The following is a 22,971-nucleotide window of genomic DNA, read 5'->3' as shown; positions in this document are numbered from 1 at the left end:
GACGTCAGCCTTTAAAACCGCGCAGAACTGCGCGGTATCCAGTCAGAAGCGGTGACGGAAGCCGGCGACGAACAGCAACTGCCGATTGTTCGACGACTGCGTGACGTTGAACATCGAGGCGTTGAACGCCGGATTGCCGCGACCGCCGCTCACGGTTTGATAGAGGCTTTCCAGATAGACGTCGGTACGGCGGCTGAACTGATAATCCGCCTGCGCGATAGCCTCGTGCCACTTCGGCGAGAGACTGCTGGTTGCCGAATCGAAGCGGCCATCGGTATAGGTGTACGACGCGGAGAGGCTCAGCGCACGCGTCACGAAGTACTGACCGTTGACTTCGAAGTTGTTGAAGCGCAGCAGGCTGCCCACCAGCGGCGCGAGATTGCCGCCCTGGTAGACGCTGGTGACGTCGGTCGTGGACGAATGCGTCCAGACCAGCCCGATCGACGCGGGACCGAAATCATACTTTCCGCCCAGGCCCCAGATCTGCTGACTGCCGCCAGTGATGACCGCATCGCTGTCGCCGTTGGTGACGGCGCCGCTCGGGTTGACATTGGCAGCACCGACCGAGCGGTTGATCTGCAGGAAGCTGGCTGCAAGCGACACCGGACCGTTCGCATACTTGGCGCCGGCGCTATAGGCGCGGTCGTTCGAGAATTGCCCGGCCTCATTCGAGAAGCCGTACATCGTGCCCGCCGTCAGCCCGCGATACGTCTGGCTTTCATAGCGAACCGAATTCTGGATGCTTTGATGGCGGATCATGTCGTCGTTGTCGAACGGGTGATCCGCAAGATTGCCGGCCCAGCCTAGGCCTTCCGCGCTCATCGCCGAGAGATACTGCGACATGAAGCTGTACTGACGGCCGAGCGTGATGCTGCCGTAAGTCTTCGAACTCAAGCCGACAAACGCCTGGCGTCCGAACAGGTCGCCCGAGTTGCTGAGCTTGCCGTTGGCGCTCGAAAAACCGTCTTCCAAGGTGAAGATGGCCGACAGGCCGCCGCCCAGATCTTCGGAGCCGCGCAGGCCCCAGCGTGTGCCGCTAATGCCGCCGCTGTCCATTTCCACGCCGCTGTGTCCCGGTGCGCCGGCTTTGCCCGGATTGGTGGTCTGGTTGTTCGCATAGATCACCGCCGTGTCGATGATGCCGTACAGCGTGACACTGCTTTGTGCGTAACTGCTTGCGGTCCAGCAGAGCGAAATAGCCGCAGCCAGTAGGGTTTTTCTCATGTCGATGATGTTTCTGGTTTTGTCGTGCGTATGGGGGAGCGACAGTCGCTGTGTCCGTGCAGAGCAACAAGCGAGATATACCGTCGGATACAGCGAGGGCGGAAACCGGCCGGGACGAATCGCAACGCGATTCCTGTCGAGGCGCAATCTTAGCGGCAGCGTGAGAGCGGGAACCCGTACAGTCGCAGGGTTTCGGAAGGAGTACAGTTACAGATTGATGACTTGTCCGCACGTATTCATGCAGGCGCTGTATCCATCCATAACTAACGGACTGAACTTGCCGTTTGATTTACACGGACAGGGCGCGAGCGCGCAGCGGTGCGAAGAATGAAGAATGAGATGAGTCGAGCGCGATGAAACGGCGCAATGGCAGGGCCGAAAAAAAAGCCCTGACGGGCCTTGGGTTCGATGAAGTTTGAGAGGCCGGGGCTCCGCGCGAGCCCCGGCCGATCACCCGGCAAACTTAGTCGCCGAGGTATTCCGGTTCGATCTGGATGTTCTGCTCGCCGGCAGCTTTCTTTTCCCAGTACCGCTTGACCCAGTTTTCGAAGGTCTTGCCGGCCGCCGTATCCTTGCCGGTGAAGGCAATGCCGCCGATCTCCGGATACGGAATCACTTCCTTGGTCTGCTTGCCGGTCGGAATGATCCGCACGAAGCAATCCTTGAAGGCCGCGCCGTACTGGCGGTCGTACAGGTAGCCCGCGATGGTCGAGCCGTCCTTGCGGGTGATCGTGACGTCGCCGCGGTAATCGAAGGCCTTTTCCATGGCTTCGCGCACTTCGGCTTCCGAATTCAGCTCCGGCGCCCAGCCTTCGAGCTGCTCGTGCTCGGTGCCGGCCGCCGTTTCCATCTGGTCCGGATTGACCGGGGCAGCCGCAGGTTGCGCGAGCGCAACCGCGGCTACGTCAGCGGCGGCATCCGCCTTGGCCTTCGGCGCCGTCGGGACGAACACCATCGGCACTTCGTGCGAGGTCTTCTTCCAGCCGTCGAGAATCTGATTTGCTTCGGGATCCTTATAGCTGTCGAACAGCATCGCCTTGACGGTCTGGAACAGGCCCTTGAACGAACCGAACGTGTAATTCACGCCGCTCGCTTCATAGCCCGAGTGCACCATGCAGTTGGCGCATTTCGGATTGCCGCTTTCCGTGCCGTATTCGGACCACTTGACGCTTTCCATCAGCTCGTCGAAGCTGTCCGCGTAGCCGTCCTGCAGCAGGTAGCACGGCTTTTGCCAACCGAAGATGCTGTAGGTGGGCATGCCCCACGGCGTGCAGGTAAGCTGTTTCTTGCCCATCAGGAATTCCATGAAGATGGGCGACGCGTTAAAGCGCCAGCTCTTCTTCCGGTTCGAGAGGATGGCGCGGAACAGCTTCTTCGAGCGCGCGCGGCCGAGGAAGTGCTTCTGGTCCGGCGCCTTGTCGTATGTGTAACCCGGCGAGACCATCATGCTTTCGACGCCGACTTCCATCATTTCGTCGAAGTGCAGACGCACGCTGTTCGGATCGGCGCCGTCGAACAGCGTCGTATTGGTGGTGACGCGGAAACCGGCGGCGACTGCCGCACGCACGCCTTCCATGGCGATGTCGTAGCCGCCTTCACGGCACACGGCGAAATCGTGATGCTCGCGCTGGCCGTCGACGTGCACCGAGAACGACAAATACTTGCTCGGCTTGAAGAGGTGCAGGTTCTTGGCGAGCAGCAACGCGTTCGTGCACATATAAACGTATTTCTTGCGCGCGACGAGACCCGCGACGATCTCCGGCATCTGCGGATGCAGGAGCGGCTCGCCGCCCGGAATCGCGACCATCGGCGTGCCGCATTCCTCGACGGCCTTGAAGCACTGCTCCGGCGTGAGTTGCGATTTCAGGACGTGCGCGGGGTACTGGATCTTCCCGCAGCCCGCGCACGCCAGGTTGCAACGCATCAGCGGTTCGAGCATGAGAACGAGCGGATAGCGGGTGCGCCGCATCAGCTTCTGCTTCAGGACATAAGTGGCGACCGTCCAGGCCTGCGAAATTGGCACTCCCATACTGGCAATGCTCCTCAATAACTGTGTTGCGCCGCGAGCGGAGCCCGCAACTGTGTTCAATAGATCGTTTCGCGCCCGTATCGGACGCGATCGTGTACTAAATAGGGCTAATCACGTCCGCTGGACCGGTAATGGCCGATCTGGCGCTGGACGGGGTGGGGAGCCCGCATTTTCAAAATAGTGTAATGATCGCACAAACCGGACTTTCCGGTCGGGCTGGCGGTGCGGCAGGACCTACCGGAGGGCCGGTTTGCCGTTTGACTGCGGCTTATTTGCCACGCCGTCGCCACGTAGTTCCCGCCTGGTTGCCGCGACTTGCCCGGCCTGCTTGGCGAGCCGCGTCATCAGCGGCAGCGCGGTCGGGACCAGCGAACGCACCGGTTGATGCCGGTACGCCAGTTGAAACAGCCGCAACGAGAGAACGTAGCGGTCGCCCGTAGCCAGCAGATAGCCGCGCGCTTCCAGCGTCACCACCATGCGGAAAATTTCCGCGGGTACGTCCCGGTTGTGCGCGGCTGTACCCAATTCGAGCTGGCTCGAGTACATTCCTCAACTGGACTCGCTGACCGGCGCCTCGATTGTGGGGGAGCACGGTTATGCGACGCCGCTGGCGTCGCCGGGCATCGGCGTCGACCGGGACGCGATTCGCGCGCAACAGCGGCTGCAGATCGAAGTCGACACGCCTGTGAACGCGTGAGTCCGGGCCGCCGGCCACCCGTTACCGTTCTGGAGTGTTGCATGCATTATTGTCTTGCCCTTGATCTGCGCGACGATCCTGCGGTACTGGCCGAATACGACCGTTATCACCGTGAAGTCTGGCCCGAGGTACTGGCGCATCTGCGCGCTTCAGGCATTCATGACATGACGATCTGGCGGCGTGAAAACCGGCTCGTCATGCTGATCGACGCGCCCGAGGATTTCAGGCCGGAGCAACTGGCTATCGGCGCAGGCACGCCTGCGCGAGTCAAGGAATGGGAGACGCTGATGTCCTATTTTCAGCAGCCCTTGCCGCATTCGACCAAAATCGAATGGACGCCTCTCGCGCAGGTATTCCGCTTGAATTCCGCTTGATCGAGGCATAAGCCGCAGCCAGGTCCAGGCCCGGACCGGAAATCTTTCGTAAGCACTCTCGCTCATCGGCCTTTTTTTCGCGGCTAGATTCCGCGCGAGCAAATTATTCTGTTCGCGTGCGAATCTCATCTGCCGGTGCATGCCCCGTCTGTACCCTGTCTGTGTCTCGTGTATGCCCTGATTCGATGAGAGCGTTCGCCACTATCCGCGTACCTCTTTCTACAGGGTGAGTCATGTCCAAATCGAACACCGCATCTCTATTCATTGCCCGTTTGCTGGCGAGACCGTCGGCGAGCCTGTCGATCTGCATTCTGGCGGTGTGCGCGACGTTTGCGGGCGCCGCGTCGGCAGCCAGTTTTCATTGCACGAGTAAATCTTCGGTCTCCGAAAAGATTGTCTGCAATGACCCGCAACTCTCCAGCCTCGACGATCGGCTTGCGACGGCGTATCAGCGCGCGCGGGACGCGAGTATCGATCCGACGTCGGTGGAATCCGCGCGAATCCAGCAATGGCTGTGGCGCCAGCATAACTGCACCGATACGGCCTGCGTACAGAACTGGTACGAGCGGCGCATCGCCGAACTGGATGCCGATTACGACGAGGCGAAGCACGCCCGGCACGATGCGTTCGAAGCGGCACTGGTGGAGCAGAAGCTGGCGCCGTCAGCCGCGGACGCCGTGCGACAGATGAAGAGCGATTCACTGGTCGCGGCCGGCCCGCTCACGAACCCGGCCACGAAGTAAGCGATATGAGCGGGGACCGGCATCACGGTCTCCGCGCAACGGCGCAAACAGAATTGAGGCATAGCAGCATATGCGCCATGGACCTTCGATCAGGCTGGTCGTTTCGATAGACGACGGCCCTGCGGATAGCGTGGGCGGTATCGTCGAGCTTGGTGGACGGAAAGTTGGTGTCTGGTACTACGACGCGGTCGCGAGCCTCGTCGTGACACGCACTTTCCGCAACAAAATAGTGACCGGCAGCGTCGCCGAAGTGGTCTCCCAACTGAAGCGGCTCGCTATCATCCGTTATTGATAGCGAGCCGCGTCCGGTTCGCGGGGCCGCTGCATTCTTGCGGCCGCTTTAGCGCACACCTCTTGCTGACATTCCTGCCATCTTCATGATGGTTTCTGGCCTTTCGTCTCAGGGATTGCCCGCATTCGCACATGCAGAAGCCATGAGCGGGCCTGTCTGAAGCACATGCCTCATAACATGCACTATAGTGAGAGCGGCACATAGGAGACATGCCGTGCCGGGCAAGGCTAACGAAAGATCCCTGCAAGGTCCACGAATAACAAGGAGGTGAAGTCGATGAACGTCCCTCATTCGGAATCCTGTCCATGCTGCGGCGATCCGCAGCAGCGTTCCGTTACCCGGCGCCGTTTCCTTGCCCTTGCGGGCGAGGGCGCCGCGGCACTCGCCTTGATGCCGCGTTTCGGCTATGCCGAGACGGAAACCGGCACGGTGCCAGCCATCGCCTACGACTCCATACCCGACCCGGTGCGTTTGCCCAACGACGTTTATCTGGGCGAATGCTCAGGCGTCGCGCTTAATTCGAAAGGCCACATTTTCGTGCTGTCGCGCGGCAATACGAGCGGACCGGCTTATGGCGCGGCAGCGGCACAGTTGCTTGAATTCGCACCGAATGGCCGGTTCATTCGCGAAATCGGCCGCAACCTGTATGCGTGGTCGTTCGCGCATTCGGTCAAGGTGGATGTTCACGACAACATCTGGGTGACCGACAAGGGCTCGGACATGGTGATCAAGTTCACCCCCGAGGGACGTGTCGCGATGGTGTTCGGCCGCAAACAGGAAGCCGCGGATGAAGACACCGCGCCGCTCAAACATCCGAATCCACCGTTGCCCGCCGAGCCGGGCCGCTTCCGTCAGGTGACGGACGTGGCGTGGGACGTAGCCGGCAACACCTACATCAGCGACGGCTATATCAACTCGCGCGTCGCCAAGGTCGACAAGGACGGCAACTGGCTCAAGTCGTGGGGCGAGCGGGGTACCGGTCCCGGCCAGTTCCATACGCCGCATAGCATCGCACTCGACGCCAACGGCAGCGTGTATGTGGCCGATCGCAGCAACCGGCGCATTCAGGTGTTCGACGGCGAAGGCAATTTCCAGCGCCAGTTCACGATCGACGTACCCGTGCCGCCAGGCGCGCGCCCGGCAATCGGCTACGCACCGGATGAAGCCGCCATCGCCGCCGGAACGTTCGCGCCAGGCTCGCCGTGGGCAATCTGCATTTCGCCGGGTCCCAACCAGGTTCTCTATAGTTCGGATGCGTTTCCAGGACGCATTTACAAGCTGTCGCTCGACGGCAAGGTGCTCGGCGTGCTCGGCGAATCCGGCAAGCAACCGAAGCAGTTTGGCTGGATTCATCAGATGGCTTGCCCGTCGGAGAACGTGCTGTTCGTTGCGGAGTTGCTGAACTGGCGAGTGCAGAAGCTGGTATTGCACGCCTGAGTGGCTCAGGCGTCGTCCGGCCTTCACGAATCGCGAACCCGTCTTGCCCGGTCTCTGCTGGCGGCTGAATACCTAAGCTCCTACACTCGCTGGTATGGCAAGCCGGTTGCGTGTGGGAGCGGAGCGAGACAGATATGGTGGACGTACTGGTCATCGGTGGAGGCAATGCCGCGCTATGTGCCGCGTTGATGGCGCGCGAGGCGGGCGCCTCGGTGCTGCTGCTCGAAGCGGCACCGCGCGAATGGCGTGGCGGCAATTCGCAGCACACGCGCAATCTGCGCTGCATGCACGACGCGCCGCAGGACGTGCTGATCGACGCCTATCCGGAAGAGGAATACTGGCAAGACCTGCTTAAGGTCACCGGCGGCCTCACGAATGAAACGCTCGCACGTCTGGCGATTCGTGAATCGTCGACCTGCCGCGACTGGATGCGCCGTCACGGTGTGCATTTCCAGCCGCCGCTGTCGGGCGCGCTGCATGTGGCACGCACCAACGCGTTTTTCATGGGCGGCGGCAAGGCGCTCGTCAATGCCTACTTTCGTAGTGCCGAAGCACTCGGCGTGCAGATACGCTATAACGCCCCCGTGGATGCAATCGAGTTGGATGGTGAGCGCTTCGTCGCGGCGCGCATCGGCAGCGAACGGATCGAGGCGCGTAGTTGCGTGCTGGCCGCGGGTGGTTTCGAATCGAACCGCGAGTGGCTGCGCGAGGCCTGGGGGCAGGTGAACGGCGAATGGGTCGCGGAAAACTTCCTGATTCGCGGCACGCGCTTCAACATGGGCGTACTGCTGAAGTTCATGATCGAGGCCGGCGCCGATTCGATCGGCGATCCTGCGCAATCGCATTGCGTCGCGATTGACGCCCGTGCACCGCTATACGACGGCGGTATCTGCACCCGAGTGGATTGCGTGTCGCTCGGCATCGTCGTCAATCGCCATGCCGAGCGCTTTTACGACGAAGGCGAGGATTTCTGGCCGAAGCGCTACGCAATCTGGGGCAGGCTGGTGGCGTACCAGCCGGGGCAGATCGGTTATTCGATCATCGACTCGAAAGCGATTGGCCGTTTCATGCCGCCGGTATTTCCCGGCACCCGGGCAGGCGCGCTCGGCGAACTGGCGCGCGCCGTCGGGCTCGATGAAGCCGCCTTCGTGCGTGCCGTCGAAGCCTATAACGCCGCTTGCCGCGTCGGCACCTTCAATCACGCCGTACTCGACGATTGCCACACGGAAGGCCTGACGCCGCCCAAAACGCACTGGGCGCAACCCATCGACAAGCCGCCCTTTTACGCGTTCGCACTGCGTCCGGGTATCACGTTCACGTATCTCGGTCTGAAGGTCAACGAACAGGCGGCGGTGCATTTCGGCGGCAAGCCTAGTCCTAATCTTTACGTGGCCGGTGAAATGATGGCAGGCAATGTGCTCGGCAAAGGGTATACGGCCGGTGTCGGCATGGCCATCGGCACGGCGTTCGGCCGCATCGCGGGAACCCAGGCGGCCAAAGCCGCGTTTGAATCGAAGGAAGGCCGTCATGCAGTCGCTTGAGGCGCTCACCCGGGAGGCGAGCGCGCTTGCCTCGAACCCCATGAACGAAGGCCCGATTGGGTTTGCGATGACCCCCGCCGAGGGCGAGGTGAGCCGCATCATGCAGGTCTGCAATGCCTGCCGCTATTGCGAAGGGTTCTGCGCCGTATTTCCAGCCATGACGCGCCGCCTCGAATTTGGCCGCGCCGACGTGCATTTCCTCGCCAACCTCTGCCACAACTGCGGCGCGTGCCTACATGCGTGCCAGTACGCGCCGCCCCATGAGTTCGCGGTGAATGTGCCAAAGGCGATGGCCGAAGTGCGCCTGCAAACCTATGTGGACTACGCGTGGCCCGCTAGTTTCGGCTCGCTTTACAAGCGCAATGGGTTGACGCTGGCGCTCGCTTTGGCAGGCGGACTCGCGCTATTCCTGATCCTGGCGCTGATGCTGCAAGGCTCGCTGTTCCCGTCAGCGGTGTCGTCGCACGGGCATGACGGCAATTTTTACGCGGTCTTCCCGCACAGCGTATTGGCGCTGTTATTTGGTGTGGTGTTCGTGCTGGCGCTGTTCGCACTCGGCGTCGGCGTGCGGCGCTTCTGGCGCAACGAGGAGCCCGGCACACTCTCGGGCGCGGCAATCGGCGAGGCCGTGCATGACGTGCTGACTCTGCGCTATCTCGGCGGCGGCCACGGCAAAGGCTGCAACGACGCGGACGATGCTTTCTCGCTGGCGCGGCGCCGCTTCCATCATCTGACCTTCTACGGCTTCATGTTGTGCTTCGCGGCAACCTGTATCGCCACGCTTTATCACTATGCCTTCAGACTGGAGGCGCCCTACGCGTTCACGAGCCTGCCGGTGCTGCTCGGCACGCTGGGCGGCATCGGCCTGCTGGCTGGACCCGCAGGACTCCTGTGGTTGAACCTCAAACGCGATCCGCAGCACGGCGACGTCGCGCAACGGCCCATGGACCGCGGCTTCATTGCGCTGCTCCTGCTGACGAGTGTGAGCGGCCTCGCACTGTTGGCTTTGCGCGACTCGTCGATGATGAGCCTGCTGCTCGCCATTCATCTTGGCATCGTGATGGCGCTGTTCCTGACCTTGCCGTATGGCAAGTTTGCCCACGGCATTTTTCGCACGGCAGCATTGCTCAAATGGTCAGTCGAAAAGCGCCGCCCTGGCGCTCTGCTGGTCGACGACTAATATGTGAAAGACAGGCGACGCATCATCCATAATGAAAAGGGCGGTATTTAAGCGATTCAGGAGACGACATGCAATCCGATCAACCGACCCAGCCGCTTGCCGGTACCGCTGCGCGCCTCTCGAAGTTCGGCGCCGTGCTGCGCGTGACGAGCGGCAACTTTCTCGAACAGTTCGACTTCTTCCTGTTCGGTTTCTACGCCACCTACATCGCCAAAACGTTCTTCCCGGCTGCCAGCGAGTTTGCCTCGCTGATGCAGACCTTCGCCGTGTTCGGCGCCGGCTTCCTGATGCGGCCGTTGGGCGCGATCGTCCTCGGCGCGTATATCGACAAGGTGGGGCGCCGCCGTGGCCTGATTGTCACGCTGGCCATCATGGCGAGCGGCACGATCCTGATTGCCTGCGTGCCGGGCTATGCGTCGATCGGTCTGCTGGCGCCGGCGCTGGTTTTGATCGGGCGCTTGCTACAGGGCTTCTCGGCCGGTGCGGAACTCGGCGGCGTGTCGGTTTATCTGGCTGAAATGGCGACGCCGGGCAAGAAGGGCTTTTACACCGCCTGGCAATCGGCGAGTCAGCAGGTGGCCATCGTGGTAGCGGCGGCGCTGGGTTACGCGCTGAATCTATTGCTGACGTCCGCGCAAATCGGCGCGTGGGGCTGGCGTCTGCCGTTTCTGATCGGCTGCATGATCGTGCCGTTTTTGTACGTGCTGCGCCGCTCGCTGCAGGAAACCGCGGAATTTCAGGCGCGGCGTCATCATCCGGCCACGGCCGAGGTGTTTCGCTCGATGCTGACGAACTGGAAGACCGTGGTGGCCGGCATGATGATGGTTGCGATGACAACCACCACGTTCTATCTGATCACCGTCTACACGCCGACCTTCGGCCGTGCTGTGCTGCACCTGAGCACCTCGGACGCGCTCGTCGTCACGTTGCTCGTAGGCGTGTCGAACTTCATCTGGCTGCCGATCGGCGGCGCGATTTCGGATCGTATCGGGCGTCGTCCGCTACTGTTGTTCGTTTCTGCGCTGGCTATCGTCACCGCGTATCCGGCGCTGGAATGGCTCGCGCACGCGCCGAGTTTCCTGCGCATGCTGACCGTGCTGCTGTATTTCTCGTTCTTCTTCGGCGCCTACAACGGCGCAATGGTCGCGGCGCTGACGGAGGTGATGCCGGTGGAAGTGCGGGTGGCGGGTTTCTCGTTGGCGTTCAGTCTGGCAACTGCCTTGTTCGGCGGTTTTACCCCGGCCGTGTCGACGTTTCTGATCGAAATGACCGGCGACAAGGCCGCGCCCGCGTACTGGCTGATCTTCGCGGCGTTGTGCGGATTCTTTGCGACGCTGGTGCTGTACCGGCGCGGCGGCGCGGCGGAATTGCAGGCCAGGCTCGGATGATCAAAACGTCCTTACGACGCGCGAATTGAATCGCCGCTGGCCCGGCACATCAAGTCGAACCCCTGCGGATTTACGACATTTTTATTCGCATCGCGCTATACATCTGGCGAACCTTGAAAAACAGGTGACGACATCGTTGCTCGTGCAACGGTGTTGTGTGCGGTGTCGTGTGATGACATTAAAAATGAGGTTCGTCGTGAACTTGATGACGTGGCGTGAGGTAGTCGCGTGACGATGAGTGTCGGCACGCGGGCGGTAAAAGCATCCACCGTGGTTTGCCTCGCCTAGAGCGATGAGCGGGCAGACGGTGACTGTCGTCCTGATCGACGACGAGAAAAACATTCGCCGCGTCGTGCGCGCCGCGCTGGAGGCCGACGGCATGCTGGTTTTCGATGCCAGCACGGGCTTGCAGGGGCTGGCTCAGGCCGCCACCCGGCGGCCAGACCTCGTGATCGTCGATCTCAGCTTGCCGGATATGGACGGCACCGAAGTTATCGAGGAACTGCGCGCGTGGTCGACCGTGCCGGTGATCGTCCTGTCCGGTCGCTGCCGCGAAGAAGACAAGGTGAGGGCGCTCGACGCCGGCGCTGACGATTATCTGACCAAGCCCTTCGGTTTGCCAGAATTGCTGGCGCGCATTCGTGCCCATTTGCGCCGGCAGGCGCGTGGCAGCCGCGCTGCGTTGTCGCGGGTTCGCTTTGGAACCGTCACGCTCGATCTGGGCGAAAGGCGCGTGCTGCGCGGCTCCGAGACCGTTCATCTGAGCCCGATCGAATACCGCCTGCTGTCCGCGCTGGCGCAGCATCCGGGGCGGGTGCTCACACATCATCAGCTCTACCAGGAAGTCTGGGGCCCGACTCGCTCCGACAACTACCACTATCTGCGCATCTACATGAGCCACTTGCGGCAGAAGCTCGAATCCGATCCGGCTCAACCCGAGCATATCGTCACCGAGAGTGGCGTCGGCTACCGGCTGATCGGCGTTGAAGATGGGCCGGCCGGGTAGGGCGCGGGTCACGTCATTACACATTCTTTGCGCCTGACGCGCGCGGTTTTGCGTGTTCTTGACGCGGCCTATGCTGAAATGACGTTGATCCCGCACAGGCCGCATTGCAGCGCGGCCGCACCAACAGTAGAGACTGGTAAGCAATGCAGAATAACGACATCAAGGCTTTGATCGTGGAAATCCAGCGCTATGCCGAGAATCGTCAGAGCGACGTCGCACGCGGCGCGGAAACACCGGCCCTCGCGGCGCTCATGGTGGAGAAATTCGGTGAGGGCATCGCCAAGGCCGCTCAGTTGCTCGGCGTTGCGGATTGCGACGAACTCGGCCGCGAAATCGACCGCTTGGCGCGCGAACTGGATCCGCATTATCCCAAGCATCTTCAGTGCCGTTTCGAGGCGCGGCCAGCGGGTCTTGCGATCAACGGCGCAGCACATTAATCGGGAATGCGAAGGAATAAATATGGCGTTCAAACAGACCAAGGGAAACATGACCGTAGAGGCCTGCGTGTTTCCCGCTCCGGGCCAGATGTTCAAAGGCGCGCTCCGTGTGACCACTACGCGTAACAGCAAAACGCTGCAGCAGATCACAGGGCGCGGCTGTGGCCGACCCATGCGCAGTTCCGACGCGGCGCTGGAATTGGCGGAACTCGAAGCCCGGCGCATTCTTGGCCTCTGAGACAGGCGGCATGCTCTTCGACTGCCTTTCCGGTCGCGTTTGCCCGCATGCGTCGACATGCGGTGGTTCGAGCTGAGCGCGACGGGAAAAGCGGTTGGCACATGCCGAAGATTTTTACGCGATCTTGACGCCGGCTCGTGTAGCCTGACATCAAGCAAACGAAACGAGGGGCGACATGACGCACCCAATGACGAGCCTGCGGGCTCTCCTCGGAGCGGGCAGGCGCGCCGCTCAGCCGCGCTCTCATAGGACGGTGGGCCGCAACGTGATGATGCACGTCACGCTCGACGCGCAACACGCCACACCTTTACGCCAGGCGCTGACCCGCGATTGCGGCGATCAGCCCTGGACCATCCGCGTCGCGCCGCTGCCCGGCAGCGGGCGCGTGCGGCTTTCGCTTTATCTGCCTAAAACAGCGGTCAACGGTGCGATCCAGCGCGTCGCGCACATTGCGCCGACCGCGCAAATGGGCCAACTCTTCGAAGTCCCCGATGCACCCACCGATGTGTGGCGCGGCTTGATGCATGCCGAGCCCGCACCCCGTGCGAACGCGGCCGGCGCCGCGAATGAAGCAGTCGCAAGCGAGGCCGCTCCGGATGTCGGCGGCGACGCAATTGCGCAATTGATGTCGCGGGATCATGTGCTGCTCGGTCTGGACGTGGCGGACCGGGAGGCCCTGTTCGTCGAACTCGGCCGCTTCTTCGAACAACGCTATGCACTGCCGGCGGCTGCGGTTGCGGCGGGATTGGCGGCGCGTGAGGCGCTGGGGTCCACCGGTCTGGGACAAGGCGTGGCCGTGCCGCATGGCCAGATCAAGGGCTTGCGCGAGGCCATGGTGCTTTACGTGCGGCCCGTTACGCCGATTGCATTCGATGCACCGGACGGAAAGCCCGTTAGCGATATTGTCGTCCTGCTGGTGCCGAAATGGGCCAACACGACGCATTTACGGCTACTCGCGGATGTGGCGGAGCGTTTTTGCGACCACAACTTCCGCGAGCAATTGCATGGCTGTGACGATGCGCATGCGGTGCGCCGCCTGTTCGTGGAGTACGACGCGGGTTGATCTCCTGAGCGTCGGCGTCTTTTCAAGCGGCCGCGTCGAGAAAAAACTAACGGGGCTCATCAATATGGCATTGATGGGCCCCGTAGCTATTGTGTAATGCTAATGAATTGCGGGAATCAGTTAAGCGGCCACGGAATCACGTCTGATGCGCCACGCCCACAAACTCCGAGCGCAAATCCTGCAATGCTTCGCGAGCCTCACTCAGGCGTGCGACCAGATCGGCGCAAGCGCGGCTAATCGGCATGCGTGTTTCGTCGGTCATGGGATGATCGAATGCTAGCATGGCCTTGATCGCGGAAGGATTAGGCGCGGCGAACAGCAACCGCAATACCGGCTGCAAGCTTGTGAACAATGCCGTGGCCTGCTCCATGCGTCGGCTGTCGGCAAGTGCCTGCACTTCGACCAGCAGATCCGCGCAACTATGCGCGCTCGCCAGAATGCCACCCGCGCCGCCCTGGCGGATGCAGTCGAGGAAGGCGTCGTCTGTGCCGCACAGCAAACTGACCGGTAGCGTGCCCAGTTTTTCGAAATTCTCCTTCACGCATTCCTTGATCGCGACCACGTTCTCATATTCGGCGAGACGCGCGACGGTATCCGGCGCAATGGCGACGCCCGTGCGATGCGGCACGTTGTACAGCACTACCGGTCGACTGGTTGCGAGCGCAACCTGTTCGAAATGCCATTGCACGCCGGCCTGATCCGGGCAAATGTAAGAGGGGGGTGAGACCAGATAGCCGGCACAGTCCCAATGCTCGTAGCGGCGTATTTCGCGGATCACTTCGCGCGTGTCCGGGCCGCCTACGCCGACCAGCACCGGCAGACGCCCGCCGACCACATCGGTGATGGCCTGCAACACGGTGACCCGTTCGGTTTCCGTCAGCAACGCCGCTTCGCCGGTTGTGCCCAGCGCCACGAAACCGCTGATTTCGCTGTGCGCATAGTAGTTCGCCAGATGCTGGAGCGCGTCGATGTCCACCTCGCCGTGGCGCATGGGCGTGACGAGCGGCAGCCAGATGCCTGAATACATGATTAGCTCGCCTCCCTGGCCGCATGGCGGCGCTTGAGCGGTCCGATCATGGCATAGGGGAGCGTGGTGATGAGCGCGTGCATCGTGAAGTCGAGGTCGTCGGACGCGATGTCCAGGTTCAGATGAACGTGGTCGTGTACGACTTCGGTACTGACGACATACACGCCCAGTGGCGAGTGCAGCAGCGTCTTCAGTTGGGTGCGCACATCGTCCTCGGAGACCCCGAGGAGGGTGACCGGCAGCCGCACGCGCGGCGAAGGAAAGGGGATGACGTTCTGGTGTGCAGCAGGTTGCGCGTTCGGCGCACGTTCGGCTTGTTGAGGACCGGCATCGAAGCGGTGAGTTGACAGGGGAAGAGCCATAAGAAGTTAGTCGCGGCAGTGGTTGTTCAACACAGTGACTAGGGTAGACCCCTCGGTGTAAACATCTCGCTAAAATCCGCGTCCCCGGCAGAAAAATGCGGTGCGGATCACGCCGCGCCTCTTATCCAGACAAACCCTGATTGCTGCATGGAATTAGCCGCTGCTATCGTTCGCAGGTCTTGTGGAAGCGCTTCCACTGCGCTTCAACCCAAGCGGTCCAACGATCAAGCGTGGAGAGAATCCGTGGCAAACGACGCATCCGCCCAGTCCCGAGACCCCAACGGTGATCCGTTTTCGCCGCCGGCTAATTCCGCGCTTTGGCGCAAGCAATTCCTGCTCGGCGCGGCCACCGCGTCGTATCAGATCGAAGGCGCCGTGCATGAGGACGGCCGCCTGCCGTCGATCTGGGACACGTTCTCCGCCAAGCCCGGCAAGGTGCTCGCCGGCGACACCGGCGAAGTGGCCTGCGATCACTATCATCGCTGGGAAGGTGACCTCGACCTCCTCTCGTCGCTCAATTTCGAAGCCTACCGTCTCTCGATCGCCTGGCCGCGCGTGATGGATGAAGCGGGCCGGCCGAATCAGAAAGGGCTCGATTTCTACAAACGTCTGCTCGACCGTCTCAAGGAGAAGGGCCTCCAGACCTTCGTCACGCTGTATCACTGGGATTTGCCGCAGCATCTGGAGGATCGCGGCGGCTGGCTCAATCGTGATGTCGTGTACCGCTTCGCCGATTATGCGGATCTGATGAGCCGCGAACTCGCGGGTAAGGTCGACGCGTGGATGACGCTCAACGAGCCGTGGTGCTCGGCGTATCTGGGCTATGGCAACGGACATCACGCGCCGGGTCTCGCAAACGGACGCTATGCCACCCAGGCCATGCATCATCTGCTGCTCGCGCACGGCACGGCGATTCCGGTGTTGCAGGCGAACGACCCGGCGTCGAAGAAGGGCATCGTCGCGAATGTCGGCCGCGGCACCGCGAATTCGGCCAGTGCCGAAGATCAACGCGCGGCGCATCTGTTCGAAGTGCAACATAACGCGTGGATTCTCGACCCGCTGCTCAAAGGCGCTTATCCGAAGGATCTGTTCGAACTGTGGCCCGGCACCGAGCCGCTCGTGCTGGACGGTGACCTCAAGACGATCGCGGCGCCGCTCGATTTCCTCGGTATCAATTACTACTTCCGCACCAACGTGAAGAGCGATGGCGCACACGGTTTTACCGAAGCGCCGCCGGAAGGCGTCGAACGCACGCAGATGGGATGGGAAGTGCATCCCGACGGCTTGCGCGATCTGCTGATCGGCTTTCACCGGACTTACCCGAACCTGCCGCCTATCTATATCACCGAAAACGGCATGGCGTCGGACGACAAGGTGATCGAAGGCCGCGTCGACGATCCGCAGCGCATTTCTTTCCTCAAGCGCCACTTCGCCGCGGTGGATAGCGCGATCAAGGAAGGTGTCGATATTCGCGGTTATTTCGTCTGGTCGTTGATGGATAACTTCGAATGGGCGTTCGGTTATGAACGGCGCTTTGGTGTGGTGCACGTCGACTACAAAACGCAAAAACGCACCGTCAAACGCAGCGCGGAACTGATCGCAAAATTTCTTGAAGAGCGAAAATCGCGCAACTGAACAGGCGCCCGCTGCACGTGCCTGTTTGCACGCGCCCGCTGCGCGCGCCCGAACACACAGAGCTGGTTCGTATGTCCACCTGAAACAAAGGCGCAAAGCCTGGAGGAGACGGAATGCACAGCAGAAGGAAACTCGTAAGCGCCATAGCTTTGGCGCTCGCGCTCAATGGTGTAGCGGCCCACGCCGATCCGTTGAAAGCCAACGTGATCCACTGGTGGACCTCGGGCGGTGAATCCGCCGCCATCAAGCAGTTCGCGGACGCTTACGACAAGGCCGGCGGTCAATGGGTCGACAACGCAGTGGCCGGCGCCGATCAGGCGCGTTCAACGGCGATCAACCGCATCGTCGGCGGCGATCCACCGACGGCGGCGCAGTTCAACACCTCGAAGCAGTTTCATGACCTGATCGATCAGGGCATGCTCAACAATGTCGACACGGTAGCGGCCAAGGAAAACTGGAACGCGATTTTCCCGCAGTCGATTCTCGACTCCATCAAAGTCAACGGGCATTTCTATGCCGCGCCCGTCGACATCCACATGCAGGACTGGTTTTTCTATTCGAAGCCCGCGTTCAAGAAGGCCGGTATCAACGGCGAACCGCAGACCTTCGATGAACTCTTCGCCGATCTCGACAAGCTCAAAGCGGCCGGTCTGATTCCGCTCGCGCTCGGCGGCCAGGCGTGGCAGGAGAAAATTACGTTCGACGCGGTATTCGCCGACGTGGGCGGCACCGACCTGTATATGAAGGTCTATCGCGATCACGATCAGAACGCAGTCAATTCGCCTGCCTTCAAGAACGTGCTCGCCACTTTCAAACGTCTGCACAACTATGTGGATGCCGGCTCGCCCGGCCGCAACTGGAACGACGCCACCGCGCTCGTGATTTCGGGCAAGGCCGGCATGCAGGTGATGGGCGACTGGGCGAAGGGCGAGTTCTCGGCGGCCCACCAGGTGGCGGGCAAGGACTTCGGCTGCTTCCCGGGTTTTGGTCCGAAATCGCCGTATATGGTGGCGGGCGACGTCTTCGTATTCCCGAAGACCGACAACGCCAATGCGATCAAGGCGCAGAACCTGCTTGCCACCGTCATGACTTCGCCGGCGGCCCAGGTGGCATTTAGCGCGAGGAAGGGTTCGATTCCGATTCGTCCCGACGTGGACACCAGCAGCCTCGACATCTGCGCGAAGGAGGGCATCGCGATCATGAAGGACAAGTCGCGTCAGTTGCCTAATCCGGAAATGCTGATTTCGCCGGATCTGCAAGGCGCCTTGACGGACGTCATCACCAACTTCTGGAACAAGAACGAGTCGGTCGACGATGCGCAAAAGGCCTTCGCCAGCGCACTGAAAAGCTGAGTCCACGATGCGCGCGCTCGGGCTGACCTCCACCCCCGCGACACCGGCCAGGCGCTCGAAGCCGCTTGGCCGGCGCTGGCCACTGGCCGCGTGGATAGCCTTGCTGCCGATGGTGGCGACGGTGATCTTCGCCTACCTCGGCACCATGTTATGGACCGCGCGGGTTTCGCTGACTCTCTCGCGCACCTTCCCGTCCGACCACTTCGCGGGCGTGACGCAGTACGTGCGGCTGTTTCATAACGACCGCTGGATGGTGTCGCTGCAGAACATCATGATTTACGGTCTGTGCTTCATCGTCGCATGCATGGTGATCGGCTTGCTGCTGGCTATTTTCATCGATCAGCGGGTGGTGGCGGAGGGCGCGCTGCGCACCGTGTTCCTGTATCCCTATGCGATGTCGTTTGTCGCTACCGGGCTCGTGTGGCAGTGGATTCTCAATCCACAGCTGGGCGTGCAGGAGGTCTTGCATCGCATGGGTTTCGTGCATGCGCGCTTCGACTGGATCGTCGATCAGGACTGGGTTATCTACACGCTTGTCATCGCCACGGTGTGGCAGGCCTCGGGTCTGGTGATGGCGTTGCTGCTGGCGGGCCTGCGCGGCATCGACGACGAGATCTGGAAAGCGGCTCGCATCGACGGCATTCCGCGCTGGCGCGTCTATATGAGTATCGTGGTGCCGATGCTCAAGACCTCCATGTCCACGGCATTCGTGCTGCTGTTCGTGATGGTCGTCAAGCTCTACGACGCGGTGGTGGCGATGACCCAGGGCGGTCCCGGCACGGCAAGCGAAGTGCCGGCCAAATTCATCATGGACTATCTGTTCGGCCGCGCCAACATCGGTCTGGCTTCGGCGGCTTCGATCGTTCTGCTAACGACTGTGCTGGCGATTCTCGCACCGTTCTTCTATCTGCGTAGCCGCGCCGCCTTGCGAAAGGACGTCTGATGAATACGGTCCCTTCAGTTGCCGAACCGGCTGTTCCGCCTGTCCAGGCTGCCGCAGGACGCGCCGCCGGACCCGCGCCGAAACGGCGCCGCCCGCGCTTCACCCCGGCGCGTTTGGGCGTGTATGCATTCCTGCTGACGGCCGCACTGTTTTTCCTGTTGCCGCTTTACGTGATGCTGGTGACCTCGGTCAAGCCCATGAGCGAGATTCGCATGGGCAATCTGCTGGCCTTGCCGCTGCATGTCACGCTCGCGCCGTGGCGCGATGCATGGGCCTCGGCCTGCACCGGGCTCGATTGCAACGGCATCCAGGTCGGCTTCTGGAATTCGGTGCGCATCGTGGTGCCGAGCACGGTTCTGTCGATCGCGATCGGCGCGGTGAACGGCTATGCACTGTCTTTCTGGCGTCCGCGTGGCGCCGGATTGCTGTTCGCCATCCTGCTGATGGGCGCCTTCATTCCGGTGCAGGTGATGGTGTATCCGCTGGTGCGCGTGCTGGCGAGCGTGCATCTGTTCAGTTCGCTGCCGGGCATCGTGGTGATTCATACGATCTTCGGCATGCCCATCATGACGCTGCTGTTTCGCAACTACTATGCGTCGATTCCGCTGGAGCTGTTCAAGGCGGCGCGCATCGACGGCGGCGGCTTCTGGCGCATTTTTCTGCAACTGATGCTGCCCATGTCCGCACCGATTATCGTCGTGGCCGTGATCATGCAGGTCACCGGTATCTGGAACGACTTCATTCTGGGGCTCGTTTTCGCGGGCACCAAAAATCTGCCGATGACGGTGCAGTTGAACAACATCATCAACACCACCACCGGCGAGCGTCTCTACAACGTCAACATGGCGGCCACCATTCTCACCTCCATGGTGCCGCTTGCCATTTACTTCATCTCGGGCCGCTGGTTTGTGCGCGGCATTGCTTCCGGCGCAGTCAAGGGATAGAGCATGACCAACGTATCGAACGTGTCGATTCGTAACCTGCGGATCGATCTGGGCGCGAACAAGGTCATCGAGGCGCTCGATCTCGATGTCAACGCGGGCGAATTCGTCGTGCTGCTCGGCCCCTCGGGCTGCGGCAAATCCACCTTGCTGCACAGCATTGCGGGACTGATCGACGTCACTGACGGCAGCATCGAAATCGGTGGCCAGGATATGACCTGGGCCGATCCGAAAGACCGCCGCATTTCGCTGGTGTTCCAGTCGTATGCGCTGTATCCGACCATGAGTGTGGAGCGTAATTTATCGTTCGCACTGCGTATCAATGGTACGCCGAAAGCGGAAATCCAGCGTCGAGTGACGCGCGCCTCGGAGATGCTGCAGCTCGGGCCGCTGCTCAAGCGCAAGCCGGCGCAACTGTCCGGCGGTCAGCGTCAGCGCGTCGCGATTGGTCGCGCCATCGTGCGCGAAGCCGATGTGTTTCTGTTCGACGAGCCGCTGTCCAATCTCGACGCCAAGCTGCGCACCGAACTGCGCCGCGAGCTGAAGCAGCTTCATCAACGGCTCGGCGCGACCATGATTTACGTGACGCACGATCAGGTGGAGGCGATGACGCTCGCCACCCGCATGGCCGTGATGCGCGGCGGCGTGATCCAGCAGATCGGTACGCCTGCGGAAGTCTATGCGCGGCCCGACAATCTGTTCGTGGCGACCTTTCTTGGCGCGCCGGCCATGAACCTGCTGCAGGGGCGGCTTGAGCGGATCGAGGAAGGCGTGCGCTTTCGCACGGCGCATCTCGATCTGGACGTGTCGCGCTATCCGTTCAAAACGCGGCCTGACCCCACGCGGCCGTGCGTGCTGGGCGTGCGTCCCGAGGATGTGCGGATCGGCGCGGACCTGCCGCAGCGAGGCAATGTCTCGCTGGTCGAGCCGATGGGCAACCACCGCGTTATCTGGCTCGATTATCATGGCGCCCAGATCGCGTCGATCGACCAGGACAAATCGCCGGTGGCGTTGGGCGACAACTGTGCCTTTTCGCTCGATAGCGCCCATATTTCGCTGTTCGACGAGGCTACCGGGGCCCGTCTATAAGCAGCTCGATGAGCAGCACGGATCGACGATGGAGCGTGTGTGGCAACCCTGAAAGACGTGGCGGAGCTGGCGGGCGTCGGCATGTCGACGGCATCGCGGGCGATTTCCGGCAAAGGGCCGGTATCGGCCGACGCCGCGCGCCGCGTGCAGGCCGCGATCGAAGCATTGAACTTCCGGCCGTCGTCGATTGGCCGCGCCATGGCGGCGCAATCGCTCGGCATGATCGGCCTGTTCGTGCCGACCTTCTTCGGCTCTTACTACGGCACCATCCTCAAACAGACCGATACCGAACTGCGCGCCGTGCATCGTCACGTGGTGGTGGCAACGGGATGCGGCGAGTCGTCGCCGCGCGAGCAGGCACTCGAAGCGGTGGAATTTCTGATTGGCCGCGATTGCGACGGTGTGATCGTGATCAGCCACGATCTGCACGACGAGGACCTGGTCCGGCTGCACAAGATGCATCCGAAGATGGTGTTCCTCAATCGCAACTTCGGGCAATTGCCCGAGGCTTCGTTTTGCGCGGATCACGAGCGCGGCGGCGAACTGGCCGCGCGCACGCTGGTCGAGCATGGGCACCGGGACATTGCCGTGATTGCCGGGCCGTCTACCGCCTCGGACAATCAGACGCGTATCCAGGGGTTTTTTGCGGAACTGGCGCGGCACGGCATCGAACGTGAGGATGTGACGCTGATCGAGTCGGACTTCTCGCCGGAAGGCGGCTACGCCGCTGCGCAGACGCTGCTCGAATCCAAACGGCGTTTTACGGCGGTGTTCTGCGCCAACGACACCATGGCGGTAAGCGTCCTGGCGCGCCTTCAGCAAGCGGGCATTGCAGTGCCGGGCGACGTCTCGGTGATCGGTTACGACGACGATTATTCGGCCGCGTATGCGGCGCCCGCGCTGACCTCGGTGCACATTCCCACCGCGGATTTGACGCGCAATGCCGTGCGCTGGCTCGTGAATCAATGCTATGGCACGGCGTGGGAGATCTTCCGCGAGTTTCCCGTCACCGTGACCATGCGTGCTTCGGTGGGACCGGCGCCGCGTCGCTCAGCCGCCTTCGCGCAGTGACTGTTCGTGGCGCACGCGCGCCTCTTCCTCGAGACGCGTGTCTTCCAGTTCCTGCAATACCGCATCCAGATCGACCGGTGTCGTGTCGAGTTCGACCCGTCCGGTCAGTTTTGCGTCGACTGTCAGACCGCCGCCTTCGAACAGCGCCCAGATTTCCTTGCCGTAGCTGGCTTCGAGCAGATGCGGCGCAAACTGGCCGAAGTAGGTGGCGAGGTTGTCTACGTCGCGCTCCAGCATGGCCGGCGCTTCGAGATTGCCGGCGGCATCCACGGCTTGGGGCAGGTCGATGATCACCGGGCCGTCGGCGGCGAGCAGGATGTTGTACTCGGACAGATCGCCGTGGATCACGCCGGCGCACAGCATGCGCACCACCTGGTTGAGCAGCAACGCGTGCAGTTCGATTGCGCGTGCCTCGCTCATCTCCACGTCGTTGAGACGCGGCGCAACGTTGCCGTCCGCGTCGGTCACGAGTTCCATCAGCAGGACGCCGTCCGTGCAGATATACGGCTGCGGCACCCGCACGCCGGCATTGGCGAGACGAAACAGGGCATCGACCTCGGCGTTTTGCCAGAGCTGTTCCTGCATTTCACGGCCATAACGGCTGCCTTTTTCGATGGCGCGCGCTTCACGGCTGTTCTTGACCTTGCGCCCTTCGCGGTACGAAGCCGCCTGGCGGAAGCTGCGCTGTTTGGCGTCCTTATAAACCTTCGCGCAACGGGTCGAATCGCCGCTGCGCACGACATAGACGGTGGCTTCCTTGCCGCTCATCAACTGGCCGATGACTTCGTCGATCAGGCCCTCTTCGACGAGCGGGAGCAGGCGTTTAGGTGTTTTCATATCGTCATCGCCTGAGGGTTGCACGATGTTGCAACGCGGGGGCAACGCAGGAGGGTGGGGCGCGT

The 22,971-nt window shown here is 61.8% G+C and carries 23 protein-coding genes and 1 pseudogene; 18 read left to right on the top strand and 6 right to left on the bottom strand.

The genetic code is table 11. The annotated features are described in order from the left end of the window. Positions 1-42: 42 nt before the first annotated feature. The 3 genes and pseudogenes from FQ755_RS04805 to FQ755_RS04795 all read right to left on the bottom strand — a co-directional run. Positions 43-1,224 (bottom strand): porin, encoded by a 1,182-nt coding sequence (locus FQ755_RS04805; protein WP_144151451.1) that lies wholly within the window; start codon positions 1,222-1,224, stop codon positions 43-45. Between the two features lie 463 nt (positions 1,225-1,687). Continuing rightward, the gene (gene hpnH, locus FQ755_RS04800) at positions 1,688-3,253 is read right to left on the bottom strand and encodes an adenosyl-hopene transferase HpnH (protein ID WP_222105710.1); all 1,566 of its coding nucleotides are present in this window, start codon (positions 3,251-3,253) and stop codon (positions 1,688-1,690) included. A gap of 315 nt (positions 3,254-3,568) precedes the next feature. Then, positions 3,569-3,745, bottom strand: a pseudogene (locus FQ755_RS04795) (IclR family transcriptional regulator); the annotation flags it as partial. Between FQ755_RS04795 and FQ755_RS37160 the strand changes: the two are divergent. The 12 genes from FQ755_RS37160 to FQ755_RS04740 all read left to right on the top strand — a co-directional run bounded on the left by FQ755_RS37160 (position 3,729) and on the right by FQ755_RS04740 (position 13,649). After that, the gene (locus tag FQ755_RS37160) at positions 3,729-3,950 is read left to right on the top strand and encodes a hypothetical protein (RefSeq protein ID WP_186308419.1); all 222 of its coding nucleotides are present in this window, start codon (positions 3,729-3,731) and stop codon (positions 3,948-3,950) included. The pseudogene FQ755_RS04795 and the gene FQ755_RS37160 overlap by 17 nt on opposite strands. A 41-nt stretch (positions 3,951-3,991) precedes the next feature. Further along, entirely contained in the window at positions 3,992-4,324 is a 333-nt protein-coding gene (locus FQ755_RS04790) for an L-rhamnose mutarotase (protein WP_144151448.1), read from the top strand. 233 nt (positions 4,325-4,557) lie between these two features. After that, positions 4,558-5,067, top strand: coding sequence for a lysozyme inhibitor LprI family protein (locus tag FQ755_RS04785; RefSeq protein ID WP_144151446.1), 510 nt, complete (start codon positions 4,558-4,560; stop codon positions 5,065-5,067). Positions 5,068-5,137: 70 nt separating this feature from the next. Beyond that, entirely contained in the window at positions 5,138-5,359 is a 222-nt protein-coding gene (locus tag FQ755_RS04780) for a hypothetical protein (protein WP_144151444.1), read from the top strand. Positions 5,360-5,635: 276 nt separating this feature from the next. After that, positions 5,636-6,796: a peptidyl-alpha-hydroxyglycine alpha-amidating lyase family protein gene (locus FQ755_RS04775; RefSeq protein WP_144151442.1), complete on the top strand. Its 1,161-nt coding sequence runs from the start codon at positions 5,636-5,638 to the stop codon at positions 6,794-6,796. Positions 6,797-6,930: 134 nt separating this feature from the next. Next, positions 6,931-8,337, top strand: a complete 1,407-nt coding sequence (tcuA, locus tag FQ755_RS04770) for an FAD-dependent tricarballylate dehydrogenase TcuA (RefSeq protein WP_144151440.1) — start codon at positions 6,931-6,933, stop codon at positions 8,335-8,337. Further along, positions 8,324-9,517, top strand: a complete 1,194-nt coding sequence (gene tcuB, locus FQ755_RS04765; RefSeq protein ID WP_144151437.1) for a tricarballylate utilization 4Fe-4S protein TcuB — start codon at positions 8,324-8,326, stop codon at positions 9,515-9,517. Before tcuA ends, tcuB begins: the two co-directional genes overlap by 14 nt. A 68-nt stretch (positions 9,518-9,585) precedes the next feature. After that, positions 9,586-10,905 (top strand): MFS transporter, encoded by a 1,320-nt coding sequence (locus FQ755_RS04760; protein WP_144151435.1) that lies wholly within the window; start codon positions 9,586-9,588, stop codon positions 10,903-10,905. Between the two features lie 292 nt (positions 10,906-11,197). After that, entirely contained in the window at positions 11,198-11,911 is a 714-nt protein-coding gene (locus FQ755_RS04755) for a response regulator (RefSeq protein WP_144151433.1), read from the top strand. 143 nt (positions 11,912-12,054) lie between these two features. After that, positions 12,055-12,348 (top strand): hypothetical protein, encoded by a 294-nt coding sequence (locus tag FQ755_RS04750; protein WP_144151431.1) that lies wholly within the window; start codon positions 12,055-12,057, stop codon positions 12,346-12,348. Positions 12,349-12,370: 22 nt separating this feature from the next. Continuing rightward, positions 12,371-12,586 (top strand): hypothetical protein, encoded by a 216-nt coding sequence (locus tag FQ755_RS04745; RefSeq protein WP_144151428.1) that lies wholly within the window; start codon positions 12,371-12,373, stop codon positions 12,584-12,586. Positions 12,587-12,761: 175 nt separating this feature from the next. After that, positions 12,762-13,649: a PTS sugar transporter subunit IIA gene (locus FQ755_RS04740; RefSeq protein ID WP_144151426.1), complete on the top strand. Its 888-nt coding sequence runs from the start codon at positions 12,762-12,764 to the stop codon at positions 13,647-13,649. A 136-nt stretch (positions 13,650-13,785) separates the two neighbouring features. On the opposite strand, the gene FQ755_RS04735 is transcribed toward FQ755_RS04740, so the two are convergent. Both FQ755_RS04735 and FQ755_RS04730 read right to left on the bottom strand, forming a co-directional pair. Further along, on the bottom strand, positions 13,786-14,676 hold the full coding sequence (locus FQ755_RS04735) for a 4-hydroxy-tetrahydrodipicolinate synthase family protein (protein ID WP_144151424.1): 891 nt from the start codon (positions 14,674-14,676) through the stop codon (positions 13,786-13,788). Between the two features lie 2 nt (positions 14,677-14,678). Next, positions 14,679-15,038, bottom strand: coding sequence for a hypothetical protein (locus tag FQ755_RS04730; RefSeq protein WP_144151422.1), 360 nt, complete (start codon positions 15,036-15,038; stop codon positions 14,679-14,681). 243 nt (positions 15,039-15,281) lie between these two features. Here FQ755_RS04730 and FQ755_RS04725 point away from each other — a divergent pair, with 243 nt between their 5' ends. From FQ755_RS04725 to FQ755_RS04700, 6 genes are all read left to right on the top strand, one after another. Then, entirely contained in the window at positions 15,282-16,673 is a 1,392-nt protein-coding gene (locus FQ755_RS04725; RefSeq protein WP_260858302.1) for a GH1 family beta-glucosidase, read from the top strand. Positions 16,674-16,786: 113 nt separating this feature from the next. Continuing rightward, the gene (locus FQ755_RS04720; protein ID WP_144151418.1) at positions 16,787-18,025 is read left to right on the top strand and encodes an ABC transporter substrate-binding protein; all 1,239 of its coding nucleotides are present in this window, start codon (positions 16,787-16,789) and stop codon (positions 18,023-18,025) included. Between the two features lie 7 nt (positions 18,026-18,032). Continuing rightward, entirely contained in the window at positions 18,033-18,968 is a 936-nt protein-coding gene (locus FQ755_RS04715) for a carbohydrate ABC transporter permease (RefSeq protein ID WP_144151415.1), read from the top strand. Next, positions 18,968-19,912 carry a carbohydrate ABC transporter permease gene (locus FQ755_RS04710; RefSeq protein ID WP_260858300.1) on the top strand — a complete coding sequence of 315 codons (945 nt, stop codon included), beginning with the start codon at positions 18,968-18,970 and terminating at the stop codon, positions 19,910-19,912. Before FQ755_RS04715 ends, FQ755_RS04710 begins: the two co-directional genes overlap by 1 nt. A gap of 3 nt (positions 19,913-19,915) precedes the next feature. After that, positions 19,916-20,998 (top strand): ABC transporter ATP-binding protein, encoded by a 1,083-nt coding sequence (locus FQ755_RS04705; protein WP_144151413.1) that lies wholly within the window; start codon positions 19,916-19,918, stop codon positions 20,996-20,998. Positions 20,999-21,037: 39 nt separating this feature from the next. Then, a complete protein-coding gene (locus FQ755_RS04700; protein WP_144151411.1) occupies positions 21,038-22,069 on the top strand; it encodes a LacI family DNA-binding transcriptional regulator in 1,032 nt (343 codons plus the stop codon). On the opposite strand, the gene FQ755_RS04695 is transcribed toward FQ755_RS04700, so the two are convergent. Continuing rightward, a complete protein-coding gene (locus FQ755_RS04695) occupies positions 22,049-22,906 on the bottom strand; it encodes a PA4780 family RIO1-like protein kinase (RefSeq protein ID WP_144151409.1) in 858 nt (285 codons plus the stop codon). The two genes, FQ755_RS04700 and FQ755_RS04695, sit on opposite strands and share 21 nt — an antisense overlap. Positions 22,907-22,971: the final 65 nt, after the last annotated feature.

The organism is Paraburkholderia sp. BCC1885 (assembly GCF_900996235.1).
Classification (GTDB): Bacteria; Pseudomonadota; Gammaproteobacteria; order Burkholderiales; family Burkholderiaceae; genus Paraburkholderia.
The sequence above is the reverse complement of the archived record's forward strand: the minus strand, read 5'-3'. Positions and strand labels throughout refer to the sequence as shown.

Bases quoted from the DNA above. Each gene is read 5' to 3' on its own strand.
- FQ755_RS04805 (WP_144151451.1), bottom strand. From the start codon at position 1,224: ATGAGAAAAACCCTACTGGCTGCGGCTATTTCGCTCTGCTGGACCGCA.
- hpnH (WP_222105710.1), bottom strand. From the start codon at position 3,253: ATGGGAGTGCCAATTTCGCAGGCCTGGACGGTCGCCACTTATGTCCTG.
- FQ755_RS37160 (WP_186308419.1), top strand. From the start codon at position 3,729: ATGCGGAAAATTTCCGCGGGTACGTCCCGGTTGTGCGCGGCTGTACCC.
- FQ755_RS04790 (WP_144151448.1), top strand. From the start codon at position 3,992: ATGCATTATTGTCTTGCCCTTGATCTGCGCGACGATCCTGCGGTACTG.
- FQ755_RS04785 (WP_144151446.1), top strand. From the start codon at position 4,558: ATGTCCAAATCGAACACCGCATCTCTATTCATTGCCCGTTTGCTGGCG.
- FQ755_RS04780 (WP_144151444.1), top strand. From the start codon at position 5,138: ATGCGCCATGGACCTTCGATCAGGCTGGTCGTTTCGATAGACGACGGC.
- FQ755_RS04775 (WP_144151442.1), top strand. From the start codon at position 5,636: ATGAACGTCCCTCATTCGGAATCCTGTCCATGCTGCGGCGATCCGCAG.
- tcuA (WP_144151440.1), top strand. From the start codon at position 6,931: ATGGTGGACGTACTGGTCATCGGTGGAGGCAATGCCGCGCTATGTGCC.
- tcuB (WP_144151437.1), top strand. From the start codon at position 8,324: ATGCAGTCGCTTGAGGCGCTCACCCGGGAGGCGAGCGCGCTTGCCTCG.
- FQ755_RS04760 (WP_144151435.1), top strand. From the start codon at position 9,586: ATGCAATCCGATCAACCGACCCAGCCGCTTGCCGGTACCGCTGCGCGC.
- FQ755_RS04755 (WP_144151433.1), top strand. From the start codon at position 11,198: ATGAGCGGGCAGACGGTGACTGTCGTCCTGATCGACGACGAGAAAAAC.
- FQ755_RS04750 (WP_144151431.1), top strand. From the start codon at position 12,055: ATGCAGAATAACGACATCAAGGCTTTGATCGTGGAAATCCAGCGCTAT.
- FQ755_RS04745 (WP_144151428.1), top strand. From the start codon at position 12,371: ATGGCGTTCAAACAGACCAAGGGAAACATGACCGTAGAGGCCTGCGTG.
- FQ755_RS04740 (WP_144151426.1), top strand. From the start codon at position 12,762: ATGACGCACCCAATGACGAGCCTGCGGGCTCTCCTCGGAGCGGGCAGG.
- FQ755_RS04735 (WP_144151424.1), bottom strand. From the start codon at position 14,676: ATGTATTCAGGCATCTGGCTGCCGCTCGTCACGCCCATGCGCCACGGC.
- FQ755_RS04730 (WP_144151422.1), bottom strand. From the start codon at position 15,038: ATGGCTCTTCCCCTGTCAACTCACCGCTTCGATGCCGGTCCTCAACAA.
- FQ755_RS04720 (WP_144151418.1), top strand. From the start codon at position 16,787: ATGCACAGCAGAAGGAAACTCGTAAGCGCCATAGCTTTGGCGCTCGCG.
- FQ755_RS04715 (WP_144151415.1), top strand. From the start codon at position 18,033: ATGCGCGCGCTCGGGCTGACCTCCACCCCCGCGACACCGGCCAGGCGC.
- FQ755_RS04710 (WP_260858300.1), top strand. From the start codon at position 18,968: ATGAATACGGTCCCTTCAGTTGCCGAACCGGCTGTTCCGCCTGTCCAG.
- FQ755_RS04705 (WP_144151413.1), top strand. From the start codon at position 19,916: ATGACCAACGTATCGAACGTGTCGATTCGTAACCTGCGGATCGATCTG.
- FQ755_RS04695 (WP_144151409.1), bottom strand. From the start codon at position 22,906: ATGAAAACACCTAAACGCCTGCTCCCGCTCGTCGAAGAGGGCCTGATC.